The organism is Pseudomonas putida, from assembly GCF_002025705.1.
Taxonomy (GTDB): Bacteria; Pseudomonadota; Gammaproteobacteria; order Pseudomonadales; family Pseudomonadaceae; genus Aquipseudomonas; species Aquipseudomonas putida_J.
This window is the reverse complement of record NZ_CP018846.1, coordinates 2768999-2785887: the sequence shown is the minus strand read 5'-3', so window position 1 is coordinate 2785887 and position 16889 is coordinate 2768999. Positions and strand designations below refer to the sequence as shown.

The window sequence follows — 16889 nt, the reverse complement described above, 5'->3', positions numbered from 1 at the left end:
GCATGACAGGTTCGGTACGTTGCAACAAACTGTAGGAGCGGATTCATCCGCGATGCGCCGCGCGGGCGGCGCTCGACCTCACAGGCGCAGAAACTCTCGCGTCAAGCGCCCAGTCATTCGGCCATCTGCAATTCTGGCAGCTTCACCCGAAACGCCTTGGTCAGCCCGAGCAGGCAGATGAACCCCACGCCCATCCAGCACAGGCCAATGGTGAAGGACATGCGCGACAGGCTGGTCCACAGCCAGATCGTGCTGAGGAACCCGAGAGCCGGAATGGCGCCATACAGCAGGCAGTTGCGCATCCCTCGCAACCGCTGGTCCACCAGATAGTGCTTGACCACCGCAAGGTTCACCGCCGAGAAGGCGAACAGGGCGCCGAAGCTGATCATGTTGGCCACGGTATCCAGGGTGATGAACAGCGCCACCAGCGACAGCAGGCTGACCAGCATGATTGCCGTTGCCGGCACGCGTTTCTTCGTTACCAGCTGGCCGAACACCCGCGGCAGTGCACCATCGCGCCCCATGGCGAACAGCACCCGCGAGACGCTGGCCTGGGACACCATCGCCGAAGCGAAGCAGCCGGCCACATAGGTCGCCGTGAACGCCGTCACCAGCATTTCCCCGCCAACGCGGCGCATGACATCCACCGAGGCCGAGTCGGGGTCGGCGAAGCTGGCCCAGTCGGGGAAGACCATCTGTGCGAAGTACGACACCACCAGGAACAGCAGGCCGCCGATCACCGATACCGCCATGATCGCCTGGGGAATGCGCCTGGTCGGGTTGCTGGTTTCCTCGGCCATGGTCGATACCGCATCAAAGCCGAGGAACGACAGGCACAGCACGGCAGCCCCGGTCATGATCAGCGGCACGCTGAAACCTTCATGGTGGAACGGTGCCAGCAGCGAGATCGGCGCGGCCTGGCCGCCCAGGTGGCGCACCGACAGCGCGACGAACACCACGATGAACACCAGCTGTGCCACCACCAGGATCCAGTTGACCCGGGTGATCGACTCGATGCCGATCAGGTTGAGGAAGGTCACCAGAGCAATCGAGCCGGCGACCCACACCCAGGCATGGATGGCCGGGAAGTATTCGGACATGTAGATGCCGATCAGCAGGTAGCTGAGCAGCGGCAGGAAGATGTAGTCGAGCAGCAAGGTCCAGCCGGCGATGAAGCCGAAGTGGCTGCCGAACGCCTTGCGCGTGTAGGTATAGACAGAGCCGGAGTAGGGATGGGCCTGGACCATGCGGCCGTAGCTGTAGGCAGTCAGCAGCATGGCGGCGAGGGTGAGGATGTAGGCGATGGGCAGGTGGCCCTTGGTCATCTGGGTGACCAGCCCGTAGGTGGTGAAGACGGCGAGCGGGACCATGTAGGCGAGGCCGAACAGCACCAGCGCGGTCATGCCCATGGACTTTCTGAAACGACCGGTGACGTTGCTGGGCGACGCAGGCTGATGGGGATGGGGTTGGGCTGTATTTGTTGTTGTATGCATTGCTGACTCCTGAAATGGGATGCAGGAAGCTGCAGTAGGCGAGCGGGCTCGCTACTGGTGAGGGCGTTTGATCGGAGGCGTGGCTGGGGTGGGGCGGCTCGAATGCTCCCACACTCGGGGAGGCCTCGAAATCACCCTTTGGGGGGAGCATTGTGCGCCAGTCACGTAATCCCTGGCGCCCGCTACTGGCGAGTATTTTCCTCTGCAAGAGGCAGCAAAAAGCTGGTTTCGCCGGCCCTGCAGCTGCGCCAAGAATGGCGGCCAGACCCATAACAATCGGACCGCAGGGACGGTCGTCAGGAGTGTGTATGTACGATCTCGGATACTGGCAACAGCGCGCGGCAGGCCTGAGCTTGCGAGACAAGGCCTTGATCGGCGCCCGCCAGGTCGGTGCAGCCAGCGGTGCGACGTTCGACGCCATCAACCCCGCAACCAACCAGGTGCTCGCCCGTGTCGCAGCGTGTGGCCAGGCCGAAGTGGACCTTGCCGTCAGCACGGCGCGCAAGGCGTTCGAGCAAGGGCCGTGGCCGCGCATGGCGCCCGCTGAGCGCAAGAAGGTGCTGCTGCGCGTGGCCGAGCTGATCATGGCCCACCGCGAAGAGCTGGCGCTGCTGGACTCGCTGAACATGGGCAAGCCGGTCATGGATGCCTACAACATCGACGTACCGGGTTCGGCCCACGTCTTCGCCTGGTATGGCGAGGCGCTCGACAAGCTTTACGACCAGGTTGCACCGACCGCCGCCAACGCCTTGGCCACCATCACCCGCGAAGCGGTGGGCGTGGTCGCGGCGGTGGTACCGTGGAACTTCCCGCTCGACATGGCCGCCTGGAAGCTCGCCCCGGCACTGGCGGCGGGTAATAGCGTGGTCCTCAAGCCCGCCGAGCAATCGCCGTTCTCGGCCTTGCGCCTGGCCGAGCTGGCACTGGAAGCGGGCCTGCCGGAGGGTGTGCTCAGCGTGGTCCCAGGCCTTGGCGAAACCGCAGGCCGCGCGCTGGGCCTGCACCCCGACGTGGATTGCCTGGTCTTTACCGGCTCCACCCAGGTGGGTAAATACTTCATGCAGTATTCGGCGCAGTCCAACCTCAAGCAGGTGTGGCTGGAGTGTGGCGGCAAGAGCCCGAACCTGGTGTTCGCCGATTGCCAGGACCTGGACCTGGCGGCCGAGAAAGCCGCCTTTGGCATTTTCTTCAACCAGGGCGAAGTGTGCTCGGCCAACTCACGGCTGTATGTGCAGCACTCGATCCATGACGAGTTCATCGAACGCCTGCAGGCCAAGGCCCGCCAATGGCTGCCAGGCAACCCGCTGGACCCGGCCAGCCGTGCTGGAGCCATCGTCGACGCCGAGCAGGCCACGCGCATTGCCCGGGCCATCGGCCAGGCCGCGGAGCAGGGCGCGCGGCTGGTCTGTGGCGGGCAACGCCTGACGATCGGGGCCTCCGACAACTTCATCGAGCCAACCATCTTCGCCGGCGTCGACAACCGCATGAGCCTCGCCCGGGACGAAGTGTTCGGCCCAGTGCTGGCGGTCAGCGCGTTCGACACCGAAGAACAGGCCATCCAGTTGGCCAATGACAGCATCTATGGCCTGGCGGCGTCGGTGTGGAGCGATGACCTGAACCGTGCGCACCGGGTTGCGCGTGCGCTCAAGGCGGGTACGGTGTCGGTCAATACGGTGGATGCGCTGGACGTGACCGTGCCATTTGGCGGCGGCAAGCAATCCGGGTTTGGCCGCGACTTGTCGTTGCACTCGTTCGACAAGTACTCGCAATTGAAGACCACCTGGTATCAGCTGCGCGGCTGATCTACAGATTGCCCAGGAGCATCCCGAGCTGGCGGTGCTCCCAGGTGCTCAGCCATTCCACCGGGTTGCTGCCAAAACCCTGGGTGGCATCGAACACGTAGGCCCGGCCGCACGGGCTGAGGCAGCTGACGCAATAGGCCAGCGCGTCGTTGTCGTTGAACAGCGTGACTTGCCAACCGTCACTTTCCAGTGTCATCGGGCCACAGCCGATTTCCGCCCAGCGGGCGTTGCCCTGGCGCTGCATGTTGCGCACGCCCAGGGCGATTTCGCGCAGCAACTGGCTGACTTCGCGGTGGGTGAGGGGGCCTGGAGCGAGCATCATGTACCCGGTGTGGTGGATTGCTGCATCATACCAGCCTCAGCCCCTTGCCTACCCAGGAGACAGCGATGATCAAGCCCGGCGAGCAACTGCCCGACGTTACGCTCTACGAGTACAACAACAGCGAGGGCGCATGCCCGATCGGCCCGAATGCGTTTTCCGTGCGCGAGCGCTGCAAGCAGAAGAAAGTGGTGATTTTCGGTTTGCCTGGTGCGTTCACGCCCACCTGCTCCGAGCGTCATGTGCCTGGGTATGTGGCTGCAGCACAGGCGCTGTTCGCCGCTGGCGTTGACGAAATTTTCTGTGTTTCGGTCAACGATGCCTTTGTCATGAACGCCTGGGGCAACAGCCTGCAGGTGGGCGAGGCAGTCAGGATGATCGGCGATGGCAATGGCGAATTCAGCGAGGCGCTGGGCCTGATCCAGGACCTCTCGGCACGTGGCCTGGGGCGGCGTTCGCAGCGCTATGCCATGCTGGTTGACGATGGTGTGGTCAAGCACATTGCGGTGGAGGCGCCTGGCAAGTTCGAGGTCAGCGACGCGGCAAGCATGCTGGCCGTGGTGCAGGCGTAACGTGAACAGAATCCGGATGGAGTACATCTGTACTCCATCCAGGAGTTTTTACCGTGAAGGCCTTTTGATATCACTGCTGACTCCCTAGAATGCTGGCCACCTTTCGAAAGAAGGGTGCCCTGCAATTTTCCAAGGAAGTCGAAATGCGATTTGCAAGTGTTATAGGCTTGGCTCTTGTCCTGAGCCTCGGAGGCTGCGCCAGTTTCACCCAGGACGAAGTGGCCCAGGTCGATCTGCCTTCGATGGCAGGCTATACCAACAAACCCAACGTCTACGTGGACTTTGATTTCTATCAGGGTGACCCCGCAAGCGCCAACGAAATGCCGCAAGCCCGGGACATGCTCAAACCGGAACTCAAGCGCGCTTTCAACGAGTCAGGCTTGTTCGGCCGCGTCACCTTCGACGAATTCGAAAAGCAGCCAGGCGACTACAGCCTGCGCCTGAAGGTCTACAACCATGCGCCCAATGGCGGGCAACTGGCGCTGGCCTTCATCAGTGGCCTGACCTTCACCGTCATTCCTGCCCTGGCCACCGACAAGTACACCATGAGCCTGGAAACCCTGGATGAGCACGGGGCATCGATCGCCAAGAACCAGAATCACGACGCGATCAATACCTGGATGGGCATCTGGTTCCTGCCGCTGGTGGGCAACACCCCGAAAGCGGCCGTCACAGATACCTTCAACCGCCAGGTCAATGCGCTGCTCAAGGACTGGGTGGACAACAACCGCTTGAAGTATTCGGCTGGCGAAACACGCATCCCTCGCGCTTGAGCCAGAACAGACAGAGCCGCAAGCGCGGCTCTGTCTTTTTGCTTACTTCATTGCCTGTACAAATTGCGGATCGCTGTACAGCGACTTGAGCAATACCTGCAGCATGGGGTTGTAATTGTTGGCCGCTGTCGGGATCGCAATCGGCCCGAAGAAGCTGCTGTCCCAGTCACGCGTCACGTCCTTGGTCGACTCGTAAAGCACCTGGTCGCCCTGGCGCAGGGTGAAACGCGCTGCCAGCTCGCCATGCCCGTTGGCCACGCCGGAGTTGAGCTGGCTTTTCACCAGTTGTACCTGCAATTGTCGATCAGCCCGAGGATCGAGCAAGCCTGCATGGCGCAGCTCGTCGTTGATGGCCGCCTGAATGTGCAGCGGAATGTTACCTGCTGGTGAAGAAATCGGGTTCAGGCGCACCATCAGCGAACCTTGCCCGGCGTCGGCCTGTACCTGCGTTTCACGCACCGCTTGCAGCGGGGCGTTCTGCTTCAATTGCTGAACGTTCTGGTAGTTGGCTTCGTAGCGGGCCATTGTCACACCGCAGCCTTGCAGCAACAGGACAAGTGGGGCGACCAGGTAAAGCTTGTTCACGGCGGATCCTTGCGTGTTATGAAAAGTGCGTGATTATCGATGAGTGGCACTGTGCCATCAAGCTCTTGGCGGATATCTACGCAGGTTTGAACGCTCTGCTTTAATTTCCCTGTGCCTCAGAGGGAATCACCATGAGCGATTATGTGATGTCAGTTCGGGCGGTGGCTGGCGGAGCGTTCGTAGCCGATGTGGGCCCGACCCGTTTCTTGCAAGTACCCTCCGGCCAGCCGCTCACCCCAGCCCAGGCCATATCGGCGGCTGCCTGGTACAAGGCGGTGCGCGCCGATGCGGTGTGGGCCAATAGCGAGGGTGAGGCGCGTGGTGACATCCTGTTTGTCGTGCACGGTTACAACAACAGTGAAATCGAGGTCATGCAGCGCCACCAGCGCATCAAGGATGGCCTTGCCAGCCTTGGCTTCAAAGGGGCAGTGGTGTCTTTCGACTGGCCCAGCGATGATAAAGCGCTGGCATACCTGCCTGATCGCCATCGGGCCAAGGTGTCGGCGCTCAAGCTCGTTTCCGACGGCATCGCCTACCTGTCCGGCCAGCAGACACCTTCGTGCACGATCAACGTCCACGTGCTCGGGCATTCGACCGGTGCCTATGTGATTCGCGAAGCGTTCGACGATGCCGATGACAGCGGAATGCCCAACGCTGCCTGGAACGTGAGCCAGCTGGTGTTTGCTGCGGGCGATGTTTCAGCGGACTCGATGTCGGCCGGCAACAGCAGTTCCGAGTCCCTCTATCGGCACTGTGTGCGCTTGACCAACTATTCCAGCCGGCATGATCAGGCGCTGGACTTGTCCAACGTCAAGCGAGTCGGCATAGCGCCACGCGTCGGCAGGGTCGGTTTGCCGGGCGATGCCCCGCCAAAGGCCATCAATGTCGATTGCTCGGAGTATTACGATGAGCTTGTCAGCCCAAGCTCCACCACCCATGCACGTGACCAGCCTGCCGGGATTGTCGGGTACCCGAGCCATTCCTGGTACTTCGGCAATCGCGCATTCACCACGGACCTGTTTGCGGTGCTGATTGGTACCGACCGCACGGTCATCCCGACGCGTGAAATCAATACGGCTGGCGTGCTGGCGCTGAAGGTGCACGCGCCGTAGTCGAGCCGGGCAAATACCGCGAACGTGCGATTGCATTGCAACCCAATCTGCCAGGGATATCGTCATGCGTGCTACCGACCTGTCCGAACTCGATGCTGCGCTACCTGGGCTGACCCGCAGAATCCGCGTGCTCGATGCCTTGGCCTGGCCGGATGGCATCGAGCAGCTATTCCTCAGCCAGTGGCGCGCCGGCAACGCGCAGTTGCCTCAAGTGCAGTTGCAACCTCGCGAACACAGCGCCGACATTGCCGACCTGCAGACCTTTATCGGGCAATGCGATCAGGGGCACCCGGCCGGGCGCTTCCTGGCGACGACTGCCCGCAGCTACGCCACTGCCGCACGCATGCTGGGGGCCATCGGCAGCCCTGAGTTCACCCGCTATTCTTCGGCCCTGTACCGGCGCCCGGACTTTCTCTACCCCAGGCAGCAACTGACCATGCTCGATGCGGCCAATTTCTTCCTCAAAACCACCGACGCGCTGCTGGGGAGCGAGCAGATCCCGCCCAGCGATGCCGACATCCCGGCCGAAGATTTCGCCGCCTGGATGCAGCCGGAAATCGACCGTTTCTTCGGTGCGGGCCGGATCAGCATCGTGCTGGATCCGAACCTCGCCGCCAAGGCCATTGCCGGGACCAGCCGCATTCGCCTGCGAGCCGGGGCGCTGTTCAGCGAGCTGGACAAGCAGCAATTGTTGCAGCACGAGGCCTTCGTGCATGTCGCCACTGCACAGAACGGCGCCAGCCAGCCCAACCTCAAGTGCCTGGGCCTCGGCGCGCCGCGCACCACCCAGACCCAGGAGGGCATCGCCACGTTGGCCGAGCTGTTCACCGGCAGCATGGACATCAACCGCCTGCGCCGTGTCGCCCTGCGTGCACTGGCAGTCCAGCAAGCACTGGATGGCGCCGATTTCATTGAGGTGTTTGAAGGGTTTGTGAATGCCGGGCAGTCGCCGCAAGAGTCGTTCCGTTCGACCCAGCGGATTTTCCGAGGTGCCGACTTGCGTGGCGGCTCGGCATTTACCAAGGACGCCGCCTACCTGACCGGCTTGCTGGGGGTGCATACCTTGCTGCGTGTGGCGATCCGTGACAACCGCCCGGAATTGGTCGGCCATCTGTTTGCCGGGCGCCTGACCCTGGCCGATACCGTACGCCTGGCGCCGCTGTTCGAGTCCGGCTGGCTCCAGGCGCCAACCTTCATCCCGGCCTGGGCCTGCGACATGCGCCGGCTCGCCGCCAACCTGGCGTTTTCGGCCTTCATTGCCCAGATCAGGCTGGATGTACTCAACCTGCCGATGTTCATGGCCTTTGCCGACGAGCACGAAGCGGACGCCAGTGCCCAGTGATCACGACGCAAGCAGTTTGTGCAGGCTGGCCAGAATGGCATTGGCATCGTAGGGCTTGCGTATCACCGCCACCTGCTGCAGATGCTGCGGAATGCTGACGCCCTCGCCATAGCCGGTGGCAAACAGGAACGGAATGCCTCGGCGCACCAGCTCATCGGCCACGCAGATCGATGTACCGGTGCCCAGGTTGATGTCCAGTATCGCGGCATCAGGTGTCCGGTTGCCCAGCAGCCTCATCGCTTCATGCTCGGAGCCAGCCGTGATGACATCAGTGATCCGGGCGTCATTGAGTATCTGCTCCAGCCCCACGGCAATGACCAATTGGTCCTCGAGAATCAGCACACAGGCATCCGCGCGCGCGGCAGGCACACTGCCCGGTTGCGCCATTGACGCGGCGGGGCGTTGCGCTTCAGGCGCTGCGGCCACCGAGAGGTGCCTGGCCGGGATTCTGAAAAAGCCCTGAAGCCCCTCGGGCCGGTACTCGACGCTGCTGGTGCCGCCCAGGTCGAACGGTATGCTGCGATCGATCAGCACCGTGCCGAAGCCACTGCGGCTTGGCGGGCGAACCGTTGGCCCGTCGCTCTCGCGCCAGGTAATGTCGCAGGCATTGCCCGCGTCCAGCGCCCAGCTGATGCAGAGCCGGCCGCCAGCCCTCGACAGTGCGCCGTACTTGGCCGCGTTGGTCGCCAGTTCGTGCAGCACCAAAGCCATCACCGAGTAGGCGCGTGCGTCGAGGATCACATTGGGCCCGGCCAGCTCGATGGCCTCGGCCGACGTGCGATAGGGTGACAGCTCAGCCTCGAGCAATGTGGCCAGGCGCCCGCCGCCGTCGCCGCGCACGACCTGGTCGTGGGCCAGGGACAGCGCGTGGATGCGGCCTTTGAGCGTCGCCACGTAGTCCTTGAGCGTCTGGCTCTCGGACGTCGGGTGGGCAACCAGCGCGCCGATCAATGAAAGGATATTCTTGACCCGGTGATTGAGCTCTTCATTGAGAATGCGCTGGCGCACTTCAGCCTTCGAGCGTTCGTTGGCCAGCAGTTCGCTGTTGTGCAAGGCCACCTCGACGATGGCCGTGCGAATGGCTTCACCGAACTGCCGGTCCAGTTCGCTCCAGGGCAGTGACTGCTGGTGCACCGTCTCTTTCCAGATCGCGAAGCTCTTGCGCGGAGTCAACCGGTCGCCCAGCGCGCCACTTTCGTAGGTCTTGTTCGGGTCGCCGGCCCAATCCAGCGTCTCGACCACTTCCTTGCGGAACAGCATGAGGTAATCCCTTGGCTGCTGCGACATGGGGATGATCAGTACGCCGGAGACTTCCGTGTAATAGTCTTGGGCCGCAGGGAGCGCCATGGAAAGCCGGTTGGACGCCCAGGTCCTGCCTTCGGTGACCCCCTGCGCAAGCCCCAGCAAGTCTGCAATGGCCGCCTTGGGCGGCGTAAGGCCAGTCGACGCCCAGCGCCCCTGCATCGACATGCCGATGCCGTCGCACGGGATCAGCGACTGGAATTCGCCCAGGCGCGAATGGAAGAACGCTTCGATGTCGTGAGCATGGTTGGCGTCGCGCAGCAGCGAGTCCAGCGCCTTGTGGACATTGACGGCCGCTTCGAGGTTCTGCCGGGTACGCAGGGTTTCGATGTGCAGCGAGAAGAACTCGCCGAACATTTCCGCCGCCACCCGTTGCCCCATGGCCAGGGTGCGCGGTGCGTAATGGTGGCACGCGATCAACCCCCATAGTGAGCCATTGACGATGACCGAGATCGACATCGAAGCACCTACACCCATGTTGGTGAGGTATTCGCAATGAATTGGCGAAACGCTGCGCAAGTGGGCGTAGGAAAGGTCCAGAGGTTCGCCAGACGGGTCCAGTACCGGGTCGATGGCGACAGTTTTGAACTGGGTGTCCGAGATGATGCGGATCGGGTTGCGCAAGTACAGGGCGCGCGCCTGCTGGGGTATGTCGGATGCCGGGAAGTACTGGCCAAGGAAGCTTTCCAGGTCGCCTCGCTTGGCTTCGGCCACGACTTTGCCAGCGCCGTCAGCCCCAAGCTGGTAGATCATCACGCGGTCATATCCGAGCACTGCACGCACGAAACGGGCGGCGTCGCGGAACAGTTTGTGGGTCTGGTCGACTTCGCGCAGCTGGGCGATCAACGTGCGGGCCAGCTCGATGGGTTCGGCAATGCTGGCGCCGGCGGGCTCGAACTCGATGATCGCGGTGCCCTTGAACAGATGGGCCGATACATCGAACGCATGGCCGGAAGGCAGCTGCACGCTGAACGTCTGCGACGGCCGCGAGCCTTCGCGGGTGCGGGCCAGCGAGTTGCGCAGGGTGTGAGCCACTTCATCACCCAGCACGGCGTTCAGCTTCTGGCCATTGATCGTGCCTGCCACGCCAAGCATCTGTGGCAGATTAAGCGAATGGCGCAGCACCACAGTCGCTGATGCATCGCAGGCCAGCAAGCAGCCGTGGGGTTGGATACTGCCTGGAACCTGGATCGGCTCGCGATCACAGTTGGTCAGGTTTACCTGGGGGTCGAAGGTCATTGGGCCCGCACCTGAAAATGGAGAGAAATACCTGACTTACAGTAGAGCATCAACCGGCAGAAACGGGGACGAGCCACGGCGCTAGCCTGACACTGGCAATTGCCATGCGGGGTTCGACAGCCGTTCGACGAAAAAGTCAGCCAGCGCCTGGACCTTGCGCGGCCGTGTGCGCGCGGAGGGGGTCACGAAGTACAACCCACCTTGAGTCATCCGCCATTCCGGTAGCAGTCGTACAAGGCGGCCATCGGCCAGGTACTCGGCGGCGATGAATTCCGGCAGTTCGGCAATCGCCATGCCCGCCAGCAAGGGCGCGATCAGGGCATCCGAGTTGGTCACCCGCAGCGGCCCACGGGGCGTCACGTCGTGCTCACTGCCGTCGCCGTGGCTGAAGCGCCATACCTGGCTGCGGGCGCGGTAGGCGTAACTCATGCAGGCGTGGCCAGCCAACTCCCGCGGGTGCATGGGCTGGCCGTGGCGGGCAAGGTAGGACGGCGCGGCGACCAGGTACTGGCTGACCGAACAGATACGCCGCGCCACCAGCGAGGAGTCGGGCAGGGCAGCGATGCGCAAGGCAGCATCAAAGCCATCGGCGACCAGGTCGACGGTCGAGTCGGACAGATGCAGGTCGAGTTCCAACCCGGGGTATTGCGCCAACAGCTCGGGCAGCAGCGGCGCGACCCAACGCAAACCGAAGGCCATCGGCACTGCCAGGCGCACCAGGCCGCGCGGCTGCACCGACAGCTCCTGGGCCTCGCTTTCCATTTCCTCGGCCTGGCGATACAGGGCGCTGGCTTGCTCGACCATGCGCTGGCCAAATTCTGTCAGCGAGAGCTGGCGCGAGGTGCGGTTGAACAGGCGTGCACCCAGGCGCTCTTCAAGGCGCGCCACCGCCCGCGACACCGTGGGCACCGACACGCCCATGGCCCGTGAAGCGGCGGCGTAAGAGCCTTCTTCGGCCACTTTGGCGAACATCGCCAGGCCTTCGAAATCCGGAATTCTTGGCATTTCATTTCTGCAATGATGGCTTTCTAATGATTCTATTTTGAAATGATGCGCCGGTCGATACGCTTCTCCCCACAGCAACTCACCACCTCAACGGGAGAAACACCATGAGCAACAAACTGCAAGGCAAGATCGCACTGGTCACCGGCGGCACCACCGGTATCGGCCTGGCCACGGCAAAACGGTTTGCAGAGGAGGGTGCCCATGTCTACATCACCGGGCGCCGCCAGGCGGAGCTGGACAAGGCGGTAGCGCTGGTGGGCAATGCCACCGGCGTTGCGGTCGACTCCACCCGGCTGGAGCAACTGGATGCGCTCTACGCCCGCATCGCCCAGGAAAAGGGGCGCCTGGATGTGCTGTTTGCCAACGCTGGCGGCGGCTCCATGCTGCCACTGGGCGAGATTACCGAGGCCCATTACGACGATACCTTCGACCGTAACGTCAAAGGCGTGCTGTTCACCGTGCAAAAGGCGCTGCCGCTGCTGGCGCGCAACGCCTCGGTCATTCTCACCGGCTCCACGGCCGGTAGCTCGGGCACGGCGGCATTCAGCGTTTATTCGGCGTCCAAGGCTGCCGTGCGCGCCTTCGCTCGTAGCTGGATTCTGGACTTGAAGGATCGCGCAGTCAGGGTCAATACCCTCAGCCCGGGCGCCACCCGTACCCCCGGGCTGGTCGACCTCGCCGGGCCGGATGCCGCGCAACAGCAGGGCCTGCTGGATTACCTGGCAGCTCAGGTGCCGCTGGGGCGGGTAGGGGAGCCGGTGGAGATCGCCAACGCGGCAGTATTCCTCGCCAGCGACGATGCCAGCTTCGTCAACGGTGCCGAGCTGTTCGTGGACGGTGGCCAGGCGCAGATCTGAGCATCACGAAGGCGGGTTACAGGCAAGAGTACAAATGTACTCCTGCCTGTAACCCGCCTTTAAGCTGAAAGCGAGACCGTGGCCGTCTTTAGGTGCATCATGTTCGTTTAGCCATCCAGAGCAGCTGCCAAGCAGTATTGAAAATGAATCGTCCGCTATTTGTTGCGCTAGATGGCCCGAAGGGCACAGGCAAGACCACGCTGCTGGAGGCCGTTACCCAAGCTCTGAGGGCAGACAGTCGGAAAGTGATCCGGCTTTGCGAGAAGAAGAGCGACCCCTTCAGGGGGGAAACCATGGCGCTGGTCAACCAGCTGGTGAGAAACCCCTGTCGGGATCTGGAGTTGAAGGTCTGTGCGCGCCTGGCCGATAGCCGTGCGTGGATTTCCCGGAACGTGCTGCCCAGGCAACCTGCCGACAGCATCATCCTGATCGATCGCTGGTACCCCTCCGATGCCGCGTTCCGCCGCACGGTCCCGTTTGCCGAGATTCTGCAGATGAACCGCGAGCGGAATGTGCAAGTGCCGGACCTGCATGTCGGGGTTGTCACATCACCCGATACGTCGTGGGCGAGGGCGGCGGCACGCACACGCGGGCTGGGCAGTACGGTGATGTACAAGCTGGATGAACAGATCGCCTGTACCGAAGCGTTCGAGCGGGCGGTTGCGGAGCACGGCTGGGTGCTGTGCCGCAATGAAGGCACGATCGCCGAAGCGACCCGCCAGGTGGTTGCCGAGATCCAGCGGGTGCTTCAGCTTCTGCGTCCTTGAACTGCCTGGCCCTGGTTTGAGGATTCTTTCCTTTTTGCAAAGAAAGTTGTGCCTTCCTTCGCATTTAACCGACCTGCCGGCTTGGCTAGGCTGCGCCTCGATCAAAACAAGAACGAGGCACCGAATGAACAAGCAGCTATTGAGGATGGCAATCACCGCAACACTCGCCTGCACCTCCCTGCCAGGCTTGGCCGCAGTGGATGTGATCCTGCACAACGCCAAGGTCTATACCGCCGAGCCGGGCCAGCCTTTGCAGCAAGCTGTCGCGATCGAAGGCGAGAAGCTTGTTGCAGTGGGATCCGACCAGGACGTGCTGCAACTCAAGACCGCCGCCACCCGGGTCATCGACCTGGGTGGCAAGGTGTTGATGCCGGGCATGCTCGATTCCCATTCCCATGCCATCAAGGGTGGCCTGCAGTTGGAGTTGGCCAACCTCGCAGGTGAGCAGATCCCGCTCGATGAGCTGGAGCAGCGCCTGCGCGAGTGGCGCGACAACGGCAAAGCCCGCCGCGGTGAGTTTCTTGCTGTCGGTGGTGTGCCAGGCACCTACTGGGATGACATCGCCGCGCTTGAGCGCCGCTTCAACCATGGCGAATGGGCCGAACAGCCGATCCTCTTCGCCGCCAACGACATGCATACCGGCTGGGCCAACCAGGCCATGCTCAAGCGCGCCGGGATCGATGCCAGGACCATTGCCGCGTTGCCGGCTGACGCGCGCAACACGATCGGCCAGCACGCCGATGGCACTCCCAACGGCTTCCTCGCCGATGCCAGCTATTATCCGGCCACCGATCTGTTGCCACCCCTGAGCCATGAAGTACTGATGACAGCTGGGCGCCTGGCGGTGAATTACTACAAGCAACTGGGCATCACCGGCTGGATGGATCCGCTGGCCAACGAGCTGCCTGGGGCTGACGTGAGGAACGATTCGCTCGGGTTGCTACCGGTCTACAAGGACCTTTCCGAGCGAGGGGAGCTTACTGTCCACGTGGCCGCGCTGCTGATGGCCAACTCCAGGGCGCGCCCATCCGACCTGGACGAGCTGGACAAGGTGCGCCAGCAATTCCTTGGCGTGCACAACCTCACGTTGCCGGGCATCAAGGTCTTTGCTGACGGTGTCGCCGAAGCCCCGGCGCAAACTGCAGCAATGCTCGAGCCTTACACGAACTCGGGCATGCGCGGGGAACTGCTGCTGGACCCGGCAACCTTTGGCGAACTGGTCAGCGCGGCAGATGCGCGTGGCTGGCTGGTGCACGTGCATGCCATCGGCAACCGCGCGGTACGTGAAGCACTCAATGGCATTGCCCAGGCCCGTCGGGATCGTGACAGTGGCATCCCGCACTCGATCACTCACCTGCAAATGGTCAGCCCGCAGGACTACCCACGCTTCAAGGCGTTGAACGTGATTGCGGCGATGCAGCTGTACTGGGCAGCCGCCGACGAATCGAACATGGAGCTGGTGAAGCCCTATGTCGACGCCATGGCCTTCATGCATACCTTCCCGGCGCGCTCGTTGCTCAAGCATGGCGCGACCCTATCCGGCGCCAGCGACTGGCCGATCACCACGCCGGAGCCGTGGAAAGCCATTTACCAGGCGGTCACTCGCAAAGGGCCGAAGGGGGTGCTCAACGCGGGCGAAGCCATTGACCGAGAGCAGATGTTCCAGGCCTACACCCTCAATTCCGCCAAAGCCATGCGCCTGGACCAGCAGGTGGGTTCGCTCAAGGTCGGCAAGCAGGCCGACATGATCGTCCTCGATCGCGATGTGCTGACCGTGGCTGCGCAAGTACTGCGTGACACCCAGGTGGAACAGACCTGGTTCGCGGGCAAGCAGATCTACGCCCGCTGAAGGGCCCAGGGGTCGTTGACTTTGCCTGTGCTCAGGCACATTAATGACTTTGCAGTCACTCATGTTCGAGATGCGATCATGGCGCAAACCGACGTTCTCATTGCTGGAGCCGGCCCGACCGGGCTGGCGCTGGCGCTTTGGCTCACCCGGCAGGGCGTCGCCGTAAGAATCGTCGACAAGAACAGCGGCCCGGGCGAGGCGTCGCGTGCCATGGCTGTTCAAGCCCGCACACTGGAGCTGTATCGTCAGCTTGGCCTGGCCGAGGCGGTGATAGCGGCCGGCTATAAAACACCTGCGATGAACATGTGGGCCCGAGGCCGGCGCAGGGCGCGCATCCCCTTGAAGGATGCAGGCGCAGCGATTTGTGCGTATCCCTTCGTGCTGATCTACCCACAGGATCGCCATGAGCGCTTGTTGGGGCAACAACTGCGTGCACTCGGTGTGGAAGTGCAATGGCAGACCGAACTGCTGTCGTTCGAAGAGCGGGAAAACCAGATCACTGCCATTGTGAAGCAGGCTGATGGGCGGGAAGAGGCCTGCACTGCGGCTTACCTGGCGGGATGTGATGGCGCTCACTCGTTCGTTCGCCATGCTATCGGCAGCGGTTTCGAGGGTGGTACCTACAAGCAGCTTTTCTACGTTGCCGATGTTCGGATATCGGGCGTCGAACCTGCGGGCGAGGCACACATCGCGTTTGACGGATCCGATTTTGTGCTGCTCTTGTGCTACGGCGAAAAAGACCAGTACCGCTTGATTGGCACCGTGCGCGACGAGCGTGCCGAGCATCCGGAGCACCTGACGTTCGCGGACGTTGGCCATGATGCGATCAATGGCTTGAACCTGAAGATCACCGAAGTGAACTGGTTTTCCAGCTACCGCGTTCACCATCGTGTCACGGATCATTTCCGCCGTGGCAGAGCGTTTCTGCTCGGCGATGCCGCGCATGTCCACAGCCCGGCGGGCGGGCAGGGCATGAACACTGGCATTCTTGACGCGAACAACCTGGCCTGGAAGTTGGCTGCGGTGGTCAAAGGCAAGGCGCCTGATTCGCTCCTCGACAGTTACCAGATAGAACGCCAGGCCTTTGCCCGCAAGCTGGTGGCGACAACGGACAAACTGTTCACATTGGTTACCGCCCAGGGCGGGTTCGCCGACTTTGTGCGCACGCGCATCGCGCCGGTCATCGCAAGCGTTGCGTACAAGCGTGAAACCGTCCGTGAGTACCTGTTCCGCGTTGTTTCGCAAACCACGGTTGATTACCGCGACAGCCCGCTGAGCGAAGGCAAGGCCGGCGGGGTTCAGGGCGGTGATCGTCTGCCTTGGCTGCCCGGGGCCATGGCGGACAACTACGAGTCACTGGCAACCATTGGCTGGCAAGTACATGTATACGGCGAAGCCAGGCCAGACCTGGCCCAATGGTGCACGCAGCACGGCATTGCCCTGCGTGTATTCGCATGGGAGCCCGCGTACGAGAAAGCCGGCGTGGCCAGAAATGCGACCTATCTGTTGCGGCCTGATACCTATGTCGCGCTGGCTGATCCTGAAGGGGATACAGCCAATTTGAGCCGGTATTTCGAGGCGCACGGCGTCATCCTGCCCGCTTGAGGCCTCGGGTATAGCGGTTGCCTGTGCCTTGGAACAGGAATTGCTGTGAACCTGCAAACTCTACAAAGCGGGTAATACGGCAATGCTCCCTCAAGACCACTGCTTCGTGTTCCTGGTCGTCGTAGCCGTGCTGGTCGTGGATGCGGTAGCCATCTTAATGTACCTGCAAGATTGGCCATGGCGCCCATGTTCGGGTTTGCGACACCCCACATCGGGTCAATTCACATGGCTGGGTACTTGGCCTGGCGGAAGCGGAGGGACAGGCGG

General features: G+C 62.5%; 14 protein-coding genes. 9 read left to right on the top strand and 5 right to left on the bottom strand.

What is annotated here, in order from left to right; genetic code table 11:
- Window positions 1–113: 113 nt before the first annotated feature.
- Entirely contained in the window at window positions 114–1493 is a 1380-nt protein-coding gene (locus BUQ73_RS12475; protein ID WP_079228203.1) for an APC family permease, read from the bottom strand.
- A gap of 308 nt (window positions 1494–1801) precedes the next feature.
- On the opposite strand from BUQ73_RS12475, the gene BUQ73_RS12470 reads away from it, so the two are divergent.
- Window positions 1802–3295, top strand: a complete 1494-nt coding sequence (locus BUQ73_RS12470; RefSeq protein ID WP_079228202.1) for an aldehyde dehydrogenase — start codon at window positions 1802–1804, stop codon at window positions 3293–3295.
- A 1-nt stretch (window position 3296) separates the two neighbouring features.
- On the opposite strand, the gene BUQ73_RS12465 is transcribed toward BUQ73_RS12470, so the two are convergent.
- A complete protein-coding gene (locus BUQ73_RS12465; protein ID WP_079230548.1) occupies window positions 3297–3614 on the bottom strand; it encodes a hypothetical protein in 318 nt (105 codons plus the stop codon).
- Between the two features lie 68 nt (window positions 3615–3682).
- Between BUQ73_RS12465 and BUQ73_RS12460 the strand changes: the two genes are divergently transcribed.
- Both BUQ73_RS12460 and BUQ73_RS12455 read left to right on the top strand, forming a co-directional pair.
- Window positions 3683–4186: a peroxiredoxin gene (locus tag BUQ73_RS12460; protein ID WP_079228201.1), complete on the top strand. Its 504-nt coding sequence runs from the start codon at window positions 3683–3685 to the stop codon at window positions 4184–4186.
- 143 nt (window positions 4187–4329) lie between these two features.
- Window positions 4330–4959 (top strand): hypothetical protein, encoded by a 630-nt coding sequence (locus tag BUQ73_RS12455; protein ID WP_079230547.1) that lies wholly within the window; start codon window positions 4330–4332, stop codon window positions 4957–4959.
- A 42-nt stretch (window positions 4960–5001) separates the two neighbouring features.
- Here BUQ73_RS12455 and BUQ73_RS12450 read toward each other — a convergent pair whose 3' ends face one another.
- On the bottom strand, window positions 5002–5544 hold the full coding sequence (locus BUQ73_RS12450; RefSeq protein WP_079228200.1) for a hypothetical protein: 543 nt from the start codon (window positions 5542–5544) through the stop codon (window positions 5002–5004).
- Between the two features lie 131 nt (window positions 5545–5675).
- Here BUQ73_RS12450 and BUQ73_RS12445 point away from each other — a divergent pair, with 131 nt between their 5' ends.
- Together BUQ73_RS12445 and BUQ73_RS12440 are read left to right on the top strand one after the other, a co-directional pair.
- Window positions 5676–6656, top strand: a complete 981-nt coding sequence (locus tag BUQ73_RS12445; protein ID WP_079228199.1) for an alpha/beta hydrolase — start codon at window positions 5676–5678, stop codon at window positions 6654–6656.
- A gap of 64 nt (window positions 6657–6720) precedes the next feature.
- Entirely contained in the window at window positions 6721–7998 is a 1278-nt protein-coding gene (locus BUQ73_RS12440; RefSeq protein ID WP_079228198.1) for a flavohemoglobin expression-modulating QEGLA motif protein, read from the top strand.
- On the opposite strand, the gene BUQ73_RS12435 is transcribed toward BUQ73_RS12440, so the two are convergent.
- A complete protein-coding gene (locus BUQ73_RS12435; RefSeq protein WP_079228197.1) occupies window positions 7999–10539 on the bottom strand; it encodes an HWE histidine kinase domain-containing protein in 2541 nt (846 codons plus the stop codon).
- 81 nt (window positions 10540–10620) lie between these two features.
- Window positions 10621–11544 carry a LysR family transcriptional regulator gene (locus tag BUQ73_RS12430; protein ID WP_079228196.1) on the bottom strand — a complete coding sequence of 308 codons (924 nt, stop codon included), beginning with the start codon at window positions 11542–11544 and terminating at the stop codon, window positions 10621–10623.
- Window positions 11545–11648: 104 nt separating this feature from the next.
- Here BUQ73_RS12430 and BUQ73_RS12425 point away from each other — a divergent pair, with 104 nt between their 5' ends.
- The 4 genes from BUQ73_RS12425 (at window position 11649) to BUQ73_RS12410 (ending at window position 16622) form a co-directional block, all read left to right on the top strand.
- Window positions 11649–12401, top strand: coding sequence for an SDR family NAD(P)-dependent oxidoreductase (locus BUQ73_RS12425; protein WP_079228195.1), 753 nt, complete (start codon window positions 11649–11651; stop codon window positions 12399–12401).
- A gap of 143 nt (window positions 12402–12544) precedes the next feature.
- Window positions 12545–13168, top strand: coding sequence for a dTMP kinase (locus BUQ73_RS12420; protein WP_079228194.1), 624 nt, complete (start codon window positions 12545–12547; stop codon window positions 13166–13168).
- 124 nt (window positions 13169–13292) lie between these two features.
- The gene (locus BUQ73_RS12415) at window positions 13293–15017 is read left to right on the top strand and encodes an amidohydrolase (protein WP_079228193.1); all 1725 of its coding nucleotides are present in this window, start codon (window positions 13293–13295) and stop codon (window positions 15015–15017) included.
- A gap of 78 nt (window positions 15018–15095) precedes the next feature.
- Window positions 15096–16622 carry an FAD-dependent monooxygenase gene (locus tag BUQ73_RS12410; RefSeq protein WP_079228192.1) on the top strand — a complete coding sequence of 509 codons (1527 nt, stop codon included), beginning with the start codon at window positions 15096–15098 and terminating at the stop codon, window positions 16620–16622.
- Window positions 16623–16889 lie beyond the last annotated feature (267 nt).

Bases quoted from the DNA above. Each gene is read 5' to 3' on its own strand.
- BUQ73_RS12475 (WP_079228203.1), bottom strand. From the start codon at position 1,493: ATGCATACAACAACAAATACAGCCCAACCCCATCCCCATCAGCCTGCG.
- BUQ73_RS12470 (WP_079228202.1), top strand. From the start codon at position 1,802: ATGTACGATCTCGGATACTGGCAACAGCGCGCGGCAGGCCTGAGCTTG.
- BUQ73_RS12465 (WP_079230548.1), bottom strand. From the start codon at position 3,614: ATGCTCGCTCCAGGCCCCCTCACCCACCGCGAAGTCAGCCAGTTGCTG.
- BUQ73_RS12460 (WP_079228201.1), top strand. From the start codon at position 3,683: ATGATCAAGCCCGGCGAGCAACTGCCCGACGTTACGCTCTACGAGTAC.
- BUQ73_RS12455 (WP_079230547.1), top strand. From the start codon at position 4,330: ATGCGATTTGCAAGTGTTATAGGCTTGGCTCTTGTCCTGAGCCTCGGA.
- BUQ73_RS12445 (WP_079228199.1), top strand. From the start codon at position 5,676: ATGAGCGATTATGTGATGTCAGTTCGGGCGGTGGCTGGCGGAGCGTTC.
- BUQ73_RS12440 (WP_079228198.1), top strand. From the start codon at position 6,721: ATGCGTGCTACCGACCTGTCCGAACTCGATGCTGCGCTACCTGGGCTG.
- BUQ73_RS12435 (WP_079228197.1), bottom strand. From the start codon at position 10,539: ATGACCTTCGACCCCCAGGTAAACCTGACCAACTGTGATCGCGAGCCG.
- BUQ73_RS12430 (WP_079228196.1), bottom strand. From the start codon at position 11,544: ATGCCAAGAATTCCGGATTTCGAAGGCCTGGCGATGTTCGCCAAAGTG.
- BUQ73_RS12425 (WP_079228195.1), top strand. From the start codon at position 11,649: ATGAGCAACAAACTGCAAGGCAAGATCGCACTGGTCACCGGCGGCACC.
- BUQ73_RS12420 (WP_079228194.1), top strand. From the start codon at position 12,545: ATGAATCGTCCGCTATTTGTTGCGCTAGATGGCCCGAAGGGCACAGGC.
- BUQ73_RS12415 (WP_079228193.1), top strand. From the start codon at position 13,293: ATGAACAAGCAGCTATTGAGGATGGCAATCACCGCAACACTCGCCTGC.
- BUQ73_RS12410 (WP_079228192.1), top strand. From the start codon at position 15,096: ATGGCGCAAACCGACGTTCTCATTGCTGGAGCCGGCCCGACCGGGCTG.